This is a genomic window from Janibacter massiliensis, assembly GCF_900289115.1.
Classification (GTDB): Bacteria; Actinomycetota; Actinomycetes; order Actinomycetales; family Dermatophilaceae; genus Janibacter_A; species Janibacter_A massiliensis.
The window spans coordinates 553,898-572,250 of the sequence record NZ_LT985196.1 but is presented as its reverse complement, the minus strand read 5'-3'; the positions used below and the strand labels follow the sequence as shown (position 1 = coordinate 572,250).

11 protein-coding genes are annotated in these 18,353 nt (G+C 69.8%); 3 read left to right on the top strand and 8 right to left on the bottom strand.

The genetic code is table 11. The features are described 5' to 3' along the window. Nucleotides 1-8 precede the first annotated feature (8 nt). Nucleotides 9-905, top strand: a complete 897-nt coding sequence (locus DAA34_RS02815; RefSeq protein WP_106817526.1) for an SDR family oxidoreductase — start codon at nt 9-11, stop codon at nt 903-905. A 47-nt stretch (nt 906-952) separates the two neighbouring features. On the opposite strand, the gene DAA34_RS02810 is transcribed toward DAA34_RS02815, so the two are convergent. After that, a complete protein-coding gene (locus DAA34_RS02810) occupies nt 953-1,885 on the bottom strand; it encodes a hypothetical protein (RefSeq protein ID WP_106817525.1) in 933 nt (310 codons plus the stop codon). Between the two features lie 194 nt (nt 1,886-2,079). On the opposite strand from DAA34_RS02810, the gene DAA34_RS02805 reads away from it, so the two are divergent. After that, complete coding sequence (locus tag DAA34_RS02805) at nt 2,080-2,310, top strand: (2Fe-2S)-binding protein (RefSeq protein ID WP_106817524.1); 231 nt, start codon at nt 2,080-2,082, stop codon at nt 2,308-2,310. Then, a complete protein-coding gene (gene bfr / locus DAA34_RS02800; protein WP_106817523.1) occupies nt 2,297-2,785 on the top strand; it encodes a bacterioferritin in 489 nt (162 codons plus the stop codon). Before DAA34_RS02805 ends, bfr begins: the two co-directional genes overlap by 14 nt. An 81-nt stretch (nt 2,786-2,866) precedes the next feature. Here bfr and DAA34_RS02795 read toward each other — a convergent pair whose 3' ends face one another. The 7 genes from DAA34_RS02795 to DAA34_RS02765 form a co-directional block, all read right to left on the bottom strand. After that, on the bottom strand, nt 2,867-4,342 hold the full coding sequence (locus DAA34_RS02795; RefSeq protein ID WP_106817522.1) for an HNH endonuclease signature motif containing protein: 1,476 nt from the start codon (nt 4,340-4,342) through the stop codon (nt 2,867-2,869). Between the two features lie 85 nt (nt 4,343-4,427). Further along, nucleotides 4,428-5,852 (bottom strand): adenylosuccinate lyase, encoded by a 1,425-nt coding sequence (purB, locus tag DAA34_RS02790; protein WP_106817521.1) that lies wholly within the window; start codon nt 5,850-5,852, stop codon nt 4,428-4,430. Between the two features lie 951 nt (nt 5,853-6,803). Then, nucleotides 6,804-8,030 (bottom strand): McrC family protein, encoded by a 1,227-nt coding sequence (locus DAA34_RS02785; RefSeq protein WP_158707568.1) that lies wholly within the window; start codon nt 8,028-8,030, stop codon nt 6,804-6,806. Further along, nucleotides 8,020-10,233, bottom strand: coding sequence for an McrB family protein (locus DAA34_RS02780; protein ID WP_106817519.1), 2,214 nt, complete (start codon nt 10,231-10,233; stop codon nt 8,020-8,022). The genes DAA34_RS02785 and DAA34_RS02780 overlap by 11 nt, the downstream gene beginning before the upstream one ends. Then, nucleotides 10,226-11,419, bottom strand: coding sequence for a hypothetical protein (locus DAA34_RS02775; protein ID WP_106817518.1), 1,194 nt, complete (start codon nt 11,417-11,419; stop codon nt 10,226-10,228). Before DAA34_RS02775 ends, DAA34_RS02780 begins: the two co-directional genes overlap by 8 nt. An 8-nt stretch (nt 11,420-11,427) precedes the next feature. Beyond that, entirely contained in the window at nt 11,428-15,465 is a 4,038-nt protein-coding gene (locus DAA34_RS02770; RefSeq protein ID WP_106817517.1) for an Eco57I restriction-modification methylase domain-containing protein, read from the bottom strand. Then, nucleotides 15,462-18,347, bottom strand: coding sequence for a helicase-related protein (locus tag DAA34_RS02765; RefSeq protein ID WP_106817516.1), 2,886 nt, complete (start codon nt 18,345-18,347; stop codon nt 15,462-15,464). Before DAA34_RS02765 ends, DAA34_RS02770 begins: the two co-directional genes overlap by 4 nt. Between the last annotated feature and the right edge of the window lie 6 nt (nt 18,348-18,353).

Below are 18,353 nucleotides of genomic sequence, written 5' to 3'. Positions count from 1 at the left end.
TCCACCTCATGACCAACGACCAGCTGTCCCAGGACAATCCCGTCGACCGGCACCCGAAGATCACGCCCGACCCGCAGGACCAGGACTTCCCCGGTCTCGACGCGAAGCTCGACCCGAAGGCCGACCTCGGCGAGACGTCGTACCGAGGCACCGGCCGGCTCGAGGGCCGTCGCGCGCTCATCACCGGCGGCGACTCGGGCATCGGCGCCGCGACGGCGATCGCCTTCGCCCGGGAGGGGGCCGACGTCGTGATCACCCACCTGCCGGACGAGCAGCCCGACGCGGACAAGATCGTCGAGCTCATCCGCGCCGAGGGCCGCACGGGCGTCTCGATCCCCGGTGACGTGCGGGACCGGCAGTTCAACACCGAGCTCGTCGAGCGGGCGATCGCCGAGCTCGGCGGCCTCGACGTCGTCGTCGTCAACGCCGGCAAGCAGGTCAGCCGCCCGGCGATCACCGACATCACCGACGAGCAGTTCGACGAGACCGTGAAGACGAACGTCTACGGGATGTTCTGGCTGCTCAAGGACGTCGTGCCGCACCTGGAGGCGGGCGCGTCGATCATCCTCACGACGTCGATCCAGGCGTACTCCCCGAGCGACCACCTGCTCGACTACGCGATGACCAAGGGCGCGATGAACACCTTCGGCAAGGGGCTGGCCAAGCAGCTCGCGCCGAAGGGGATCCGCGTCAACCTCGTCGCGCCGGGCCCGATCTGGACGCCGCTGCAGGTCGTCGAGGGCCAGCCGAAGGAGAAGCTGCCGAAGTTCGGCGTCGGGCAGCCGATCGGCCGTGCCGGTCAGCCGGTCGAGCTCGCCCCGGCGTACGTCTTCCTCGCGTCGGCGGAGAGCAGCTACGTCATCGGCGAGACGCTCAACGTCAACGGCGGCGTCGACTCACCCTGACGCACACCGGATGACGGCTGCCCGTCGTCGCCCCGGATCGCCCCAGCTCAGCTCGGGGCCGAGATCGACACCTTCTTGCCCCACTGGTCGGTCCGGATGACGGCGTGGGTCGTGCCGACCGTGTAGTCGGCCTTCCGCAGCAGGTCTCGCGAGTCGAGCCACACGGTGAAGATCACGGTGTCGGGCGCGCTGTCCGGGATCGTGTCCCCGTAGGCGGCCATCATCTTTCGGCTGTCGACGACGAGGGCGTACTTGGTCGTTCGGACGCCGTCGACGGTCACCGTGCCCTGCTCGCGCACCTCGCGAGTGCCCGCAGCCAGGGCGTCGAGGGTGTCGCCGATCCGGAGCCGCTTGATGATCGGCCCGAACTGCTGCGCGACCGGGTGGCTGTCGTCGTCGGAGGCGAAGGCGATCCAGTCGCCCTGGCCTGCGCGGACGTACACCTGCCCACCGGTCTCGATCACCCGTGCCGTGGTGTCCTCGAGCTCGACGTCGAGGTCCATCTGTGGCGAGGAGGCGATCTGCTCGTCGCCCTCCACCGTGAGCGTGAGGCCGTCGCTGCCGCCGTCGACGTCGCCGCGGACGCGGGCCGTCGGGAACTTCGCGACGGCGGCGGTCATCCGTGAGCTCAGCTCGTCGGGGTCGATCTTGTCGCCGGTCGGGCGGGTCGTGGAGCCGGCCGAACCGGTGCTGGCCGATGCCTTCCCGTCGCCGTCCTTCCCGCCGGAACCGGTGCCGCCCGAGGTCAAGGTGGCCGGTGTCCAGTCATCGTCCGAGCTGGTGCCGCTGCTGGTGGCGGTGCTGTCGGGGGCGGTCGAGGTCGCGCTCAGGGGCGTCGGGGCCGGCGCGTCGTCGTTGGTGTCCCCGCACGCGGTGAGGGTGGCGACCGCGAGGGCGGCGACGAGGACGGACGCGCCGCGACGCGACGCGACCCGTCGGGACGTGACACCCCGGGACGTGGAGACGGTCGTGCGACGCATGGGAGACCTCCGGAGGCTCGGAAACTTGTCGCCCGATCACGGTAATCGACCACGCTGGGAGCGGGTCGAGGCGTCCATGCCGGGCGCCGGACGGAGGTTGCGACCCCCGGCCCGCTCGTGCTTAGGTAAGGCACACCTAAAGTATTCGGGCGGTCCGCCGCTCGCATCCCCTCCCAGCGCGCCGAGGACCGTCCGTGATCGTGTGCCACTGCCGGGTCGTCAACGACCAGCAGATCCGCGCTGCCGTGGACGCCGGGGCCGATTCCCTCGCCGAGGTGTGCCAGCGGACGGGCGCCGGCTCCGAGTGCGGCGGGTGCGTGTTCGCGGTGAAGGCCATTCAGTGCCAGCATGAGGTGGCCACCGTCCTCACCGGCACCGGGATCGATGCCGGCCTCCACCGGGAGATCGCCCATGCAGCCCATTAGCCCCCGTGTCGTCGAGCTGCTCAACGAGGCGCTCACGTTCGAGCTGACGGTCACCAACGCGTACTTCCTCAACGCGCGGATGCTCGACAACTGGGGCCTGCCGCGCCTCGGCAAGGTCTTCTACGACCTGTCGATCGGCGAGATGAAGGACGCGGACGCCTACATCCAGCGGATTCTCATGTTCGACGGTCACCCGAACGTCCAGCGCCTGGGTCACATCCAGGTCGGGGAGACGCCCGAGGAGATGCTCCGCCTCGCACTCGAGAGCGAGGTCTCGGCGGTCCGCCTGTTCAACTCGGCGGCCTCGGAGTGTCACGCGCTCGGCGACAACGCGACGGCCCTCGTCTTCGAGGAGTCCGCCCGCGAGGAGGAGGAGCACGCCGACTGGTTCGAGTCGCAGCTCGACGCCATCCGGGCCACGGGCGTGCAGAACTACCTCGCGCAGCAGGTCGACGTCTCCGTCAACCCCGCCTGACCGAGCCCCGCCCGCTGACCGAGCCCCGCCCGCTGCCTGGGTCCCGCGTACTGCCTGGGCCCCCGCGCGGGTCGACCAGCGCTAGGTCTGGTCGTGGAAGCGCACCACCTTCCGTTCCGTCCGCTCGCGTGATCGGCCGCTGGGATCTCGTGGATCTCGTGGATCCTGCGGCGGGTCGGCGGGTTCGACGACGTGTGGTCGTTGGTCGATGAGCCGGTGGTGGAACGGGCAGAGGGGGATCGCGTTGTCCAGGCTCGTGCGGCCCTCGTCCTTCCACGGGTGGTCGTGGTGGATCTCGCACCACGCGAACGGCCGGCCGCAGTGCTCCGCGGCGCACTCCTCGTAGACCTTCGCCAACGCCAGCCGCTGGTGGGTCGTGAAGCACCTGCTCCCCTGCCCCAGGTCCAGCGGCACCGACTCCCCACCCAGGACGCCCGGGATGATCCCCGCCCCGGCCGCCCACCGCCGCAGCTCCCCGGCAGACATCAGCTCCCCGGTGTCGGTGCTCGAGGCCTTCGCGTGCTCCCCGCGCAGCGTTGCCAGATCGACATGGACCACGACCGTGGCCGCGACCTTGTCGTGCAGATGGTCGGTCGGGATCCGCTCGATCAACGACGCGAACGCCTGACCCCGCAGCTGCTGCCACCGCCGCCCCTGGTCACCGGTCTCGTTCCACGCCGTCGAGTACGCCGCATGCAGGTCCGCGACCTCCCGCTGCTGCGGCGTCAACATCGCCGGGTCCGCGTCGAACGGCCCCGCCAGCCCCACGTCGGCAGCGTCGGCCGGTGACCCGCCGGCACGCGCGTCGTCCCGGTACGCCTCCGGGGTGTCGTCCGTGCGCCGCCGCGGCGCGGTCATCGCGTCCAGGACCTTCTTCACCGCGTGCGCCTGCACCGTCGGCACCGTGAACCGGCCATGGGTCGTGCCGTCACCGGCATCCCGCATCCAGAACGTCGTGTTCTCCCACGCCGCCCGTTCCTGCGCCTCCACCAGGGAGTTCTCGTGCTCGTCCACCACCACCGGATCCGGCTCGACCGCCTCGATCGCCCGCCGACCGAACCGCCGCAGGCTCCTCGGGTTCATCCCACCCGCAGCCCGCACCAGCGACTCCTCGACCACCGCCCGCCCCGCCTCGTCCACCGACCCCGGCAGGTCCGCCAACGCCTGGGTGATGACCCGCGCGTGCTCGCTGGAGATCTCCCCCCGCGCCAGCGCCGCACCCGTCGCGCTCGCCTCCAGGTCCGCCGCCAACCGCGCCGCACCCGCGGCCTTGACCCGGTCGGTGTTCGTCACCATCGCGACGAACGACCCGGTGTCCGTGTGCCCCGCCGACGCGGCCGCCCCACGCCGGTCGATCTCCCGGATCACCGCCAACCGCACCGCCTCCGCCCGCCGCACCAGCCGCTCCGCCTCACCCAACGCCGCGCGCAGCTCGGCCAACGACCCCACCCCACCGGCCCCCGCGGCCAGGGCAGCGTCCACCGCCGCGTGCGCATCACCGATCGCCCCGGGCATCCCCCCGCCCGGGGCCTGCAGATCCAGCGCCGCGATGGCCACGCCCCAACGTTATCGAACACCTGTTCGAATGCACAAGGGGGGTCGGCCATCACATCCCGCCGCGAAGCGGGGCCGGCCGAGGCCCTCAGTCGAGGTGGTCGACGAGCTCGGGCGCCAGGCCCACGTACGTCGCCGGCGTCATCGCCGCGAGTCGCTCCTCGACCTCGGCCGGCAGCCCGAGCCCGTGGACGAACTCGACGAGCTCCGGCTGGCCGATCCGCCGACCGCGCGTGAGGTCCTTGAGGCGCTCGTACGGGTTCTCCATGCCGGGGACGCCCTGCGCGCCGAGGGCTCGCATCGCCGTCTGGATCGGCTCGCCGAGCACCTCCCAGTTCGCGTCGAGGTCGGCCGCCATCGCCTCGGGCACGGCGTCCAGCCCCGCGAGCCCGCGGGTGACGTTGTCGATCGCGAGGAGGCCGTGGCCGAGCGCGACGCCGATGTTGCGCTGCATCGAGGAGTCGGTGAGGTCCCGCTGGAGCCGGGACTGGACGAGGGTGCTTGCGAGGACGTCGAGGAGGGCGTTCGACACCTCGAGGTTGGCCTCGGCGTTCTCGAAGCGGATGGGGTTGACCTTGTGCGGCATCGTGCTCGACCCGACCGTGCCCTGCCCACGCACCTGGGCGAAGTAGCCCATCGAGATGTACGTCCAGACGTCGGTGCAGAGGTTGTGCAGGACGCGGTTGAAGCGCGCGACGTCGGCGTACAGCTCGGCCTGCCAGTCGTGCGACTCGATCTGCGTCGTCAGCGGGTTCCACGTGAGGCCGAGCCCAGTGACGAACGACTCGCTGATGTCCTGCCAGTCGGCGCCGGGGACCGCAGCCAGGTGCGCGCCGTACGTGCCGGTCGCGCCGTTGAGCTTGCCGAGGTACTCGGCGTCCTCGATGCGGCGCAGCTGGCGCTGGAGGCGGAACGCGAGGACCGCGAGCTCCTTGCCCATCGTCGTCGGGGTCGCCGGCTGGCCGTGGGTGTGGGCCAGCAGGGGGACGTCCCGCAGGTCGCTCGCCATCGTCGCGAGGGCCTCGACGAGGGTCGTCGCGCGGGGGAGCCACACCTGCTCGATCGCGCCCTGGACCATGAGCGCGTAGGAGAGGTTGTTGATGTCCTCGGACGTGCAGCAGAAGTGGATGAGCTCGGCCAGGCCGCGGTCCTCCGGCGCCGGGGCGATCCGGTGCAGCCGCTCCTTGAGGTAGTACTCGACGGCCTTGACGTCGTGCTGCGTGACGCGCTCGGTCGTCGCCATCTCGTCGATGTCCCGCGCGCCGAACTCGGTGATGACGGCGCGCAGCTTCGCCTTCTCGTCGTCGGTGAGCGCCCGGACGTTCGGGACGACCTGCCGGTCGGTGAGGTGGATGAGCCACTCGATCTCGACGTGCGCGCGGGTGCGGTTGAGCGCCGGCTCGCTCAGGTGGTCGACGAGGTCGGACACGGCGGGGCGGTAGCGCCCGTCGAGCGCGCCGAGGGCGATCGGCGGGGTGATGTCGGCGAGAGAGGCACGCGGCGTCGAGGTCATGCCCCGATCATCCCAGCACGGTAGCGATCGTGTGGTTGGGCTATCAGCCGCCAAGTGAGGCGTTGGCGCACTACCCACCCGGAAATCGCGAGTATCGCTCTCGCTTGCGAATGCCGCCCGATGCGCGCATTAGGCGCTAGGAACGCATCTAGCAGGCGGCGGTCGCTGTCCGTTAAGCCAAGGTGATCGGCCTCTGCAATTGATAGAAAAAGTTCTCTCAAATGGGACTGGAGTGTTTCTGATTCCTGCCTATCCGACAGGTTTTCGACCATTTGGTCGATGCTCTCCGCATAGGAGGCATCCCCCGCGGGGTTCCACAGCCCCATGCTACCAGGCATTCGGTAGGTCCAGTAGGTGTGCTGGTCCTTCAGTCGAACCGGTCGAAGAAATGCTGTCCGTTCCAGGACCGCGTGGGTCGACGCAGATGCGAAGAGTTCGGTTCGAGTGTGGAATGCTGGCGCGGCATAGCGGACGACTGCCCTCGGATGAACCATCTGATCGAGATCACGGAGGATTCTATACTGGTTGGAATCGGTTTCGATTCGAGCACGGTAGTAGCGTTGGCCGTTCCAGAGATGTGCTGACTGGCCTCGACCGCTCATCCTGTCAGGCCGTTTATACTGGATAAATAGGCTCGCCACAAATCGTGGAATGTTCGCATACTGCCCACGCGCGGGATAGATTGCCGCGGTGGTCACGCCGTCCATTCGCGCGTGCCGCCTAGGCGGGAGCGCCATTGCTCGGCGAAGCGATTTATTTAGGCGCACGTTCGCCGCGGCGTCGTAGCCCAAAGTTGCTTCGAGGACCTGGCCGGGCGTCCATAGGGGAGGCAGTGGCCCCCGACGCCCTAGTTGGTACAATTCAACATTCGCGAAGGTTTCATACTCTTTTTCTTCGAATTCCGCTCGGACCACCACTGCCCCTAAGTTCTCGTCGCGGCTTCCGCCGGAACTAGTTCGAGTCCCCCGACCTACGTGGCTTGACGCCCGACTCCCGTGCGACGACCCTAGTCGCGAGATGTCCGACCTGCACTAGCAGCGCGTCAGGTTCCTGGTCTAGGTCGAGGGCGTGCTGGACCAGGGTGACGCCCGCGTTGCGGACGACTCGGTGCGCTGGCTCGGCCTGACCCTTCGCGTACACGAGGTGTCCCCGGTCGAGGCCGAGGATCGTGCAGTAGGCGAGCATCTGGTACAGGTCCGCGTTCGGATACCCGGACGGCTTCTCCGCCTTGTACTTCGCGTCGATCACGGCCCCTGCCGTCGACGACCCGGTCGGGTACCAGACGAGGTCGGGCTTGACCCACACGGACTGGCCGGTGTCGAGCCACTGCCCGTCCTGGCCCTTCAGCCCGCCACCGAACCGACCTTCGATCGCCTCGCGGAGCGCACGTTCGAGGAAGTCCTCGAACAGGGTCGCCATGTTGATCATGAAGCCCGCCGTCCGCTGGGTCGGATCCGCGGCCTGCTCGACAGAGCACGATCGGAGCACGAGCTCGGCGAGCGGCACCGCCACGTGGTATCTCGCGTTGAGGCGCGTCGGTGACCAGTGAGGCAGGACGCTCCCGCGCACGAGCGGCGAGACGTCCGCCAGCGAGCGGTGTACCCGGGCGAGTCGCCGCCGCGTGTCCTGCCGCACCATCGGCAGGCGGAGCAGCACCGTCGCCGCCGCCTTGAGAATCTGGTTCTCGGCGATGTCGGTGTCGAACTCGTCGTAGGTGACCTCGACCGGGAGCGCCAACCCGAAGTGCTGCCGCATCTGGTCGGCGAGCCGTATCCGCCCGCGGACGACCGGCAGCGCGTCCTCGACCGTGCGGTACCCCTGCAGCAAGCCCTGGCCGATCGCTCGCTCCGCCTGGGCGACGAACGCGCTCGCCATCGCATCGACGAGGTCATCCGTCGTCGCCATGGCGGTAGGCGTCGCGTCCCACCGGTCGTTCCCGGCCGCGTACCCGAGGAGGAAGAACACCCTCCGGATCGGCAGCTTGGGGCGGATGACGACGTCGAGATCACCGATTCGCGCAGATCCGACCCATGTCCTCGGTGCGACGGTCCACCGCCCGCCGGGGGACCGCGTCACGGTCAGCCACCCGGACGCGTCGAGTGCGAACGCCTGCTCGACCGTGAGATCGCAGTCGTCTCGGGCGACCCCTTCCTGCAGCTCGAGCGGCTCAGGCGTCACCGGCGCCCTCGTCCACACCGGGCGCGTCAACGTCGCCGGGCTCCGGAGCGCCAGCTGCCCCGCCGGTGCTATCGAACGACTGGCCCTCGGTCGATCCCTCGGCCGGCGAGGCGGACGGCTCGCGGAGACGGCGCGCAGACCTGCGAACGTCGTCCAACGAGAACCGCCTACCGACGTCGACCTGAGAGTCCCCGAAGTAGTGCTCTTCGAGCAGCGGGACGATCGACGTCTCCCACATCAGCTCGAGCCCGCCCTCCTCGGCGACCTCATCCCGCATGAAGTACGACGGTCCGATCTTGAACTCGGCGTCGTCGATTCGGCTGTTCAGCTCGTCGTGGATGTCGGCGAGCTCGGTGTCGCCGCCCTTCGCCGCCAGCCACCGCCGCAGCAGCCCCGCGGTCGGCCGCTCGTCCGGGTGCATCGGGAGGAAGGCGAACCGTCTGCGCATGGCCGCATCGACGAGCGCGATGGATCGGTCGGCCGTGTTCATCGTCCCGATGATGAAGACGTTCGGCGGCATGATGAACGGCTCGGCATCGGGCTCGGCGTACAGCAGGTCGATCGGGTGCTTGCGGTACTCCAGGAGGAAGTACAGCTCACCGAACACCTTGGCGAGGTTGGCCCTGTTGATCTCGTCGACGATGAGGATGTAGGCCGTGCCTGGGTTGTCCGAGGCGCGGTCGACGAGCTTGCGGAACGGCCCCGGCCGGAGTGCGAGCTGGACCCCGTCGCCAGCCGCGTTCGGCGTCGGGCGGTACCCCTCGAAGAAGTCCTCGTACGTGTACGCCGGGTGGAACTGGATGAGCTTCACGGCGTCCGCGTCGGTGACGGCCTCGGCAAGCTTCTGCGCGACGTACGTCTTCCCCGTGCCTGGGGGCCCGTAGAAGATGATCTGCTTCCGCTGGCGGAGCAACCGGGTCGTCTTCTGCAGCCACTCGAGGTCGACGTGCAGCTCGTCGGCGAGGTCCTGCGTCGGGTCCTGGAGGTCTGCGGTCTGCGGGGCGTCCGGGACCTCGGCCGTCTCGTCCTTAGTCGTCTCCCCCGCGAGCTCGCGGAGGGCGTCGAGCTGGGTCGTCAGGTCGATGACGTCGTCCTGGGACTTCAGCCGTGCCTTGACGCCCTCGGGTAGGTCGCTGAACGGCACCGGTCGATCGGGGTTCTCCCACCGAACCTCACGCCTCAGGTTGCTCAGCCCGCCGGACGAGGCGACCTGCGTCGGCTCGCTGATCAGATGGCCGATGACGAGGTCGCTCCCCTTCACCGTCACGACGACGTCGTCGATCGACATCCGGTTGAGAAACAGGTCGAACGACCGCAAGCGGTTGGACCGCTGGTTGTACGACTGCGACGCGTAATCGATCTCGACGGCCTCGGCGATCTGCCGCCGTTCCACCGGAAGGCTCAGTGTGCGGAGGTGGGTCGCGGCGAGGGAGACGAAGGACTCCCGCAGCCAGGTCGGCACCATGTCCTTGCCGGACACGTTCGACCCGCGCACCAGCCACGCGCGCGTCGTCGTCTCCGGGTCTCCCTCGTCTGGCAAGAGGTCCTCCCGCCCGAGGTGGCCGGCAAGGCTCGCCCGACCGGTGGCCGGGTCGAACTGCAACCCCTCAGCGACGAGCGCTGCGCGTATGGAGTCGGCGTCGTCGTCCGGTCGCCATCGCGGGCGGTCGAGGACCTGGCCCTCGGCGCCGAGCACGCGTCGCGTCGCAGCTCCTTGGTGCGCGGCGAGCCACGTCACGACAGCGTCCTCGTCGGTCTCGACGCAGCTCACGAGGTCGTCCAGACCCGTCCACGTGCCAGGTTCGAGGAGGTCGAGCGCCGTGGCGATGGTTAGCTCGGCAGCCGTTCGTCGCTCCTCCAACCGGAGGCGGGCCTTCTCGCGCCTGTACAGCTCTTGGTAGAAGCGGTACCAGCCGTTCTCGGGACGGGGCGCGGACATCGCCGCGCGACCGGCCTCGGTGACGACCCAGCCGTCGTACTCCTTGACGATCCACCCGAGGGTGACGAGCCCGGAGGACTCCCACCGGAGGAAGGTGTCGAACCGCTCGTGGCCGCTCGGGTTCCGGCTGAGCTCGTATTCGGTCAGCTCGACGCGTTGCCGCACCGCCTCGATGGCCTGGGACGCAGGCAGGTGCCCGTGCGACTCACGGAGGACGTCGATGAGGGCTGCGATCAGAACTTCCTTGCGCACGCTCTCACTCATCGTCCATCTCCTCCAGTCTCGTCGCTCGGGGATCGCGTTCGGGCACCTTCACCCGACCGCGGATCGCCAGGATCGCACCGTTGGGCGCAAGGGCGGTCACCCACGTTGTCGAGCCGGGCTCATAGAGCTCACGGTAGTCATCTTCATCGATCCTCGACTGACGTGCGAACCACTGTTCGGCCAATTGCACACGTGCGGAGAGGTACATGTCGACGTCTCCCTTGAGCAACGACTCGGCCAGGGGGGCATCGATCCCGCGAAAGATCTCCAGACCCTCGAGCTGCCCTCTGCGGCCGTAGACGTCGAGGTGGCCCATCCACTCGTCCCGTAATGAGGTGTATTCGACCGGGGCCTCACGTTCCTGACCTAGAAGCATGTTCACCCCTGACCACGCGGCGAGAGCGCTGATCGAATGACGTAGGCGCGCCTCGGGCCGGTGACGTCGTCGACCTGCAGAGAACTTGAAGAAATCCGCAAGCACGGGATCGAGCGGTTCCTCCGCGGGTGCGGCGACGGCCCAGATGGACACGGGGCCACGACCGGTGAAGGTCACCGATGCGAGCCCGCTGATGTTGGGCAGCGCTGTGATTTGCCCGTGCGCGTCAGCCAATTGCTTCGCCGCGCGCGTCTCGGACGCGGGCGCGGATGCTCCTTTGGCCTCGACTGTGAGCCACCTCGGGGTCATGGTCCCGAGGTCGAATGCCTCGTAACCGAAATCGGGGCGCCGGCCTCTGGCGAGGTTGAGGGCCAGCGGCCCCGGGTGGCGTTCGAGGTCAACGATGTTGCCTGGGATCAGACCGGCGTCCACGATCCATCTTTCAGCCGCAAGGAGACTGAACGCCATGCCGAGCTCGTCTGAGACGGCGCCGCGGCTGTGATGTCGATAACGGGCAGCGTCGGGTCCCGCCAGCAGTCCGCCTCGGCGGGAACGACGGAAGAAGTGGAAGTACTTGAGAATCGGCCACAGCGCGTCGGTTGAGCGTGTCCGACCTCCGCCGGTTCGTCCCTGCGCAGACATCACCAGCCCGAGACGGAGGAGGATGTCGGGGACTCGCGTACGCAGCGGACGGTCAAGCGCGGGCACCGGGCCGATATCGGGGGTCAGCGGCTGGGCGAGCTGCTGCCTGACGGCGGTGCAGAGGAGGTCGTCGCTGTGTGACTCGACGTCGACGGGATAGACGAGCACCAGTACCCCTACCGCGATCCGTGCCGAGGTCCATGCCCCGGCGGGGGGTCGAGGGGTGAGGTGTAGACCGTGCCGCGGGCGGCGGCGTCGGCCATGGCGTCGTAGATCTCGAGGATGAGGCGCTTCGTCCGGAACTCGCCGTGGTCGCGCAGCTCGTACTTCCGGACCACGGTGAACGAACCCATGACGTGCTCGACGTCCTCTCGGGGCATGCCGTAGAGGTGGAACATCGCGGCGTCGATCTCGGCGCGCAGCTGCTCCCGTCGCTCCGGGATCCACCGGAATGGCGGGCCGGGGTCCGTCCCGTCGGGGAGCTCTAGGCAGTCGACCGCGAACGGGGCCATGCGCCACGAGGTGTACGTCAGCTCGAGCACCCGCGGGCGCAGCCAACCCGCGTATGACGTCGAGTCGACGCCACGGAGAGATGCCGCGACCTCGCCCGGCGTCGGGCACGCCAGCTGCCTCATCGGCGAGAGGTTGAGGTGAGCGCCGCTCACCTTCTGTCGGGCGAGGAAGTCATACGCAAAGCTCGACCACACGCCCTCAAGAAGAGGGCCGTCGCCGCCCTGCCTTGGGAACGCAAGGTAGAAACCACCACCGACGGCTGAGATCGGCATTGCGCTCGGTACGCAGGTCCGGGCATCGCTAGCGCGAGCGATGTCGCGCCAGCCGAGGAGCCAGTCGCGGTCCCAGCGATTATCGAGCTGCTTGTCGACCTCGCGTTCGTGGATCCAGTAGCGGGCCAAGGGTTCCATCGACGGGTCGTCGTGGGCGGCCGCGTCGGGGTGGGGGAGCGTGCCCTTGTTCAGCTGCGCCTGTGTGGCGCCACGGTATGTCGAAAACCGATGGTCGTAGTGGCCGAGCATCTTCGCCTCGTACAACGGGACCCAGCGCCGGGGGCCGGAGGTCCACGCCCACCCGTCGAACTCCGCCCCGTCCTGCGCGAGCTGCTCGCCGGTCCGGAACAGACCAGAGTCGTTGGCCATGTCGAACATCCGCATGAAGCGCAGACCCCAGGGGTTCGTGCCGGTCGCGTCGTCGATGAGAACCGGGAACCGGCGGTACACCGCGAGGGTGATCTCCGCATCCCGGCGGGTACGGAACAGCGGAAGTGTCCCGGTGTTGGGGTTGATCCGGAGGATCTCGTCGGCGCTGAGCTCGAACCGGCGATCGGGCACGTCGGCGATGAATCGGGTGTAAAACGCGAGGCGCGTGCGATCAGCACGAACTCCACCGGTCATCGACGTCACCGCGAAGCGGAACTGGTTGTGGACGCCCGCGAAGATCTTCGCCTCGTTCTCGAAGTCGTAGAACGTCCCGAGGCGCCGGGCCTGGAGCGTGTCGGCGAAGAACGCTGAGGTCGTCGCATCCGTTGCGAGGCCGGTCGGTGTGATGATCCCCATGCGGCCGGCGGGGGACAGCGACGAGCGGAACAGCTCGGCGAAGACGCTGTACGTGTTGACATCCCCCGTCCCGCACAGGGGGAACCGCCCCGACACCCGCAGCAGAGCGCTCGTCGCCTCGGACTGGTGAACAGCATCCTGCCACTCCGCCGCCAGCGTGGGGTTCGACTCCACGAGCGCGGTGATGAGCCGCTTGCGTGCGGCGGCGTTCGGAGCCGCGGCCACGGCGGCGTCCCGGTGCGCGAAGAACTCCTTCTCCTGCAGCTTCACGCGGTCCCAGGGCGGGTTGCCGAGCATCGCCGTGAACCCGCCCGCCCAGCCGGTCGGGTCGTCGTCGGGGATGTCGTCCGCCGGCAGCGGGGTGAAGACCTCGGGGAACTCGAGGTGCCAGTGGAAGAAGCGGTAGCGGGTCGCCTCCTCCGACACGATCTCGCCTAGCACAGCCGGCAGCGTGCCGTGCGCAGCGTTGCGCACCGTCTCCGTGGTGATTGCCCGGCTGGAATCGACCTTCGGCGCGGTGAAGGCGGAGCACCACGTGTCCGCGGCGCGCCGGGCGCGCGTCATCTCGTCGTCGCTTTCCAGCGCGCGGAACCGCTCGGCAACCGCCGCGACCTCGGCGGCGGTGCGCTGCGGGACGACCGCCTGGAGTGCGCGCACCCGCTCGGGCGCGATCTCGATCCCCTCGGCGTCGTCGTCCTGGCTGAGGAGGGTGGACTGCTTGGCGACCCGCTCGGTGCGGTTCTGCTTCTTCAGCGCCGCGGCGACCTTCTTGTCGTCCCCGGTGAGCACCGCGTACGCGCCGTCCGGCACACCCCGGGACAGCAGCGCCGGAGTCGCCCCGAGCAGGGAGTTGCCGACCTTGATGTGGTGGTCGAGGAAGGCGAGCGGCTTCCCGCGCTCCATCGACTCGAGCCACAGCGCGACCTTCGCGAGCTGGGCGGCCATCGGCTGGAGGTCGACGCCGTAGATGCACCGGACGACGACATCGCGCATCGCCGCGTCGAGGTCGCCCGGCAGGAGGTCCCGCGTCTCCGAACGCACCAGTGCGACCCGTTCGGCGATCCGTCGGGCGGCCGCGACGAGGAAGTGCCCGGACCCGCACGCCGGGTCGCACACCGTCATCGCCAGCAGTGCGGCCTCCGGGTCGTCGGCGCGCTCCGCCTCGTCGAGCAACGGGTCGAGCGCCTCGTCGAGAACGAGGTCGATGAGATCGCTCGGGGTGTAGTACGACCCGGTCGTCTTCCGATCGTTGCCCAGGTACTCGCCGTACGAGAGGGCCCACGTCGACATGTCCAGGTGCGGGACGAGCTCGAGCAGCGACTCGTAGATGCCCCCGAGCTCCTCGGCGCCCAGGCGACCGAAGTCGACGACCTGCTCCGGCTGCCCCTTGAGCCGGATCACGGACAGCGCACGGACCGCGGCGAGAAAGGAGTCGTTGCCGATCTGGCACAGCGGGGCGGATCGATCGGCCCGAGTGAGTGCCTCCGCCGCCAGGGTCTCGCCCGGTGTCGGCGCGAAGAGCCCACCCAGCCCGGTGACGCCGAGCTCCGGGATCCCGTCACCGCCGAGCCCCCGCAGCACCGTCCACGTCCGCTGCCACTCGTCGCCGTGACGCGTCCGGCGCAGCACGAGGGCGCGGCGCCGGAGCACCCGACTGGAGTAGTACACCGACCAGCGCTCGCGCTGCGCCGGGGTGATCGCGGGATCGAGGATGAGGTCCCGCTCGGGGCGGTCCTCGACGACGAAGAGGAAGAGCAGCCGGTAGACCAGCTGCATGAGCTCGCGGTGGAGCTCGGTGTGCGTCATCTCCCCGGTGGACAGGCGGCGTCGCAGCTCGGTGTTCGCCGGGTGGGTGAGGAAGCCGTTGCCGAGCAGCTCGAGCGCCCGGGCAACCCCCTCGCGTAGCTCCTGCCGCGCCCGGACGCCGAGGTCACGGGCCGTGGACCGCCACGTCTCGATGGGGCAGGCCGTCGGCGGCTGGCCCTCACCGACCTCGAAGCGGGACTGGTGGCACAGGAGGTAGAGGACGACGAAGTCGCTGAAGACGTCGTGGTCGAACATCGTCTCGAGGTCGAACTCGACGTACGAGACCCCGGTGAGGTTCGTCGAGTCGCGGAGCAGCCGCAGGCTCCGGCCGTTCGCGAGGATCCCCCACAGGCGATCCTCGGACCGGTTGAGCAGCTCCTGCACCATCGCGTGCGGCGCCCGGTCCGCCGCTCCCGGCACCCCCTTGGACCTGCGGTCCAGGGGGACGTTCCACCCGAGCAGGTGGATGGGGAGCGCCCCCCACTCGTGCGAGACGGGATAGGCCCGCTCGTCGACGACGATGCCGCCGGCCGGCGTCTGCGGCACCCGCCCGTAGTCGAGCTCGCGCAGCACGACGTGCAGCCACTGGTCGCGGGTCACCCCGATGAGCGGGTCGTCGTCCCGGCGGCCCTCGATCTGTCCTCGGAAGCCGACCCACGCCTGCTTGAGGTACGACCACGCGCGGTGCGCCGCCGCCCGGGGGGTCTCGCCCGCGGCGAGGTGGTAGTCCGCGGCCGACAGTCGGCCGAGCTGGGTGTCCCCGGCGACGACCCGCTCGAGGAGCTCCGCCGGGAGGGTCGTGCCGACCGTGCGGATGGTCGAGAAGTCGCCCTTCACGAACCGGCTCCCTTCGTCGCGCCCACGACGGGCAGGTACACGTAGACCCCGAGCACGTCGACGGGGTGCTCGGCACGCACCTTGAGCGCGCGGATGATCTCGCCCGCGCCTTCGCGGACCCGGGCGTGGCTGGTGGCGAGCTCCGCCGCCCGCTCGTCGGCCCGTGCCGTGAGGTGCTCCTCGACGTGGTGCAGCTGGTCGAGCATCGTGGCGATGCCCTGTCGCGCCTGGTCCGGCGGGATGTTCGCGTCGGGCCGCGCCTCGGCGAGCGCGCTTGTCTCCGCCGCGTCGAGCCACTGCGCGCTGCTCGGCGCTCCGCGGAAGGCGAGGAGCTCGCAGTCCTCCGCGACGAGCGTGCGCGTCCCCTTCTCCCGGCTCGGCAGATCGAGGTGGAAGCGGTAGCGCACGAGCAGCAGCGTCGTCCGTCCGGTCACGGCGGTGGTGCGGATGATCCCGGCCCGCCTGGCCAGACGTTCGCCCGGAACGCTGGCGTCCAAGGCCGACTCGAGCACGTGGCGGGCCACCGCGGCGACGGTCGGGTCGGTTCGCGTCAGCGCCGCGGCGCCCGACGGGGCGGGTGCGGTGCGGACGAAGGTCGACCCGTGGCGCCCGGTGCGCGGCAGGAGGTCCCGCAGCGCGGGGTCGAGAGTGTCGGTGGCGACCTCGAGCCGGTCCTCGGCGTCGCCGGTGATATGACCGCCGAGCCCCACGAGGACCGACCGGACGAACGGCTCGATCTCCGCGCCGGTGCCGATGGCCTCACGCATCCGGTTGACCTCGTCGGCGACGACCTCCGGCTTCAGCGCCGCGTGCTGGTACTTCGTCCGGGTGTCCTTCTCCTTGGCCGCCGCGGACTCCCACGCTGTCTCCAGGTCGTGGTCCGCGCGCGAGACATCGACATCGAGCAGCAGCTGGTCGCCGCTCGCGCCCCGCAGGAGGAGGCCTTCCATCAGGGCCTCGAGGACCGAGTCGTTCTGATCGGGGACCGGCACGCTCACCCCCGTCGCCTTGCGGATGGCGCGGTGCCGTCGGATGAGGACGTCGAGGACGATGCCGTCGATCTGGGTGTCCGGGCCGTACAGCGTCAGCGCCCGCACCGTCCTCGCCCGCTGCCCGAACCGGTCGACGCGGCCTTCGCGCTGCTCGTGGCGCGTCGGGTTCCACGCCAGGTCGTAGTGGAGCACCGCCTGGAAGTGCTCCTGGAGGTTGACTCCCTCCGACAAGCAGTCGGTGGCGACGAGCACGAGCCGCTTGTCCGGGTCCGCCGTGAGCTCGGCGATGCGCTCGGTGCGCTCCGCCGGCGGCAGGGTCCCGGTCACCGCCCCGACGACGATTCCCTTGCCGAGCGCGTTGCTCAGGTGCTCGGCGACGTACTCGGCCGTCTGGATGAACCGGCAGAACACGATCGGGTTGTACCCGTCGGCGAGCAGGCGCTTGACCTCGCGCACCGCCACGGCGAGCTTCGCGTCCTCCGTCGGGCCACGCAGCGCCTCCGCCCGACGCGCGAGGTCCCGCAGCGTCCGGCGCTCGCGCGATGCGGACGAGAGTTCCCCCTCGGCCTCGGTGCCCGGGTCGGCGCCGGGGGAGACGTCCATGCCCTCGACCGCCTCGTCGTCCGCCGCGTCGAACACCCGCGACCGACTGAGGGCGTCGACGGTCGACAGGTCCTCAGCCTGCACGGAAGCCGCCCGGGAGCGGAAGGTCTCCGCCGCGGCCGCCGGGGAGGACGCGAGGGTCCGCAGCATCGCCAGAGCGGACCACCACCGGACCCGCTGGTGCACGGCGCTCCCCGACGTGTCCGTCACCTGCTCCCGGGCGAACGCCAGCGCCCGGTTGAAAAGGTCACGGTAGGCAGGGGTGAGGGAGTAGGCGCGGTCGGCGGTCTCCCGGTCCTCGGGGAAGACGGTCTGCTCCTGCAGCCCGGCCTGGACGAAGTGGCGGATGTCCTTCCGACGACGCTGGACCATGTGCCGGGCAAGGCGCTCGCGGCCGGCCGTGGTGTCGAGGTCGATCGTCGCGAGCTGCGGGTCAAGCAGCCCGACGAGGTTGCGGAAACCCTCCTCCTTGCCCGAATGCGGCGTCGCCGTGACGAGCAGGAGATGACGGGCGGGGTTCGCGGCGAGCGCGGTCAGCAGCTCGAACCGCTGGTGGCGCGCCCGGCCCGTGGTGTCCGCGTCCATGACAGCGGTGTGCGCCTCGTCGACGATGACGAGGTCGGGGGCGTGCTGGACGAAGTCGTCACGCCGGCGCGGGGACTTGATGAAGTCGGTCGAGACGACCGTCACCGGGTGCCGGTCGAAGAGCGACTCGTCCATCATCAGGCCCCGCTCGAGCCTCGCCGCGGTCGAGGTGAGGACGAGTGTCGCGTCGAGGAGGAACTTCTCGCGCAGCTCCTGCTGCCACTGCTCGGCGAGCGCCGGGCTGCAGAGGACGGCCACCCGTTCGATGCTGCCCTGGGCGAGCAGCTCCGCCGCGATGAGGCCTGCCTCGACCGTCTTGCCGATGCCGACGTCGTCGGCGATGAGCAACCTGGTGACCGGCTGGCGCAGGGCGAGCATCAGCGGGACCAGCTGGTAGGCCCGCGGCTCGACCGCGATCGAGCCGATGCAGCGGAACGGGCCGGCGGTCGACCGGAAACCGAGCCGCAGGGCGGTGCGGAGCAGACGGGCGCTCCGGGCATCCCCCAGATCATCGGCGGAGGGCAGGGGGAACGTCGCGGGATCAACCTGCTCCAGCGCGGTGTGCAGACCCGTGACGTCCTCGGCCCGCCCGCCGAGCGGCTGCAGGACGAGGAAGTCGTCGTCGCTGCCCGGCTGCACCACCCATTCCCGACCTCGCGCCCGGACCAGCGACCCGGCCGCCAAAGATCCCGTCACGCTCATACCCAC

Coding starts and splice junctions, on each gene's coding strand:
- purB (WP_106817521.1), bottom strand. CDS start 5,852: ATGACCTCGACGCCGCGTGCCTCTCTCGCCGACATCACCCCGCCGATC.
- DAA34_RS02765 (WP_106817516.1), bottom strand. CDS start 18,347: ATGAGCGTGACGGGATCTTTGGCGGCCGGGTCGCTGGTCCGGGCGCGA.
- bfr (WP_106817523.1), top strand. CDS start 2,297: ATGCAGCCCATTAGCCCCCGTGTCGTCGAGCTGCTCAACGAGGCGCTC.
- DAA34_RS02780 (WP_106817519.1), bottom strand. CDS start 10,233: ATGAGTGAGAGCGTGCGCAAGGAAGTTCTGATCGCAGCCCTCATCGAC.
- DAA34_RS02810 (WP_106817525.1), bottom strand. CDS start 1,885: ATGCGTCGCACGACCGTCTCCACGTCCCGGGGTGTCACGTCCCGACGG.
- DAA34_RS02815 (WP_106817526.1), top strand. CDS start 9: ATGACCAACGACCAGCTGTCCCAGGACAATCCCGTCGACCGGCACCCG.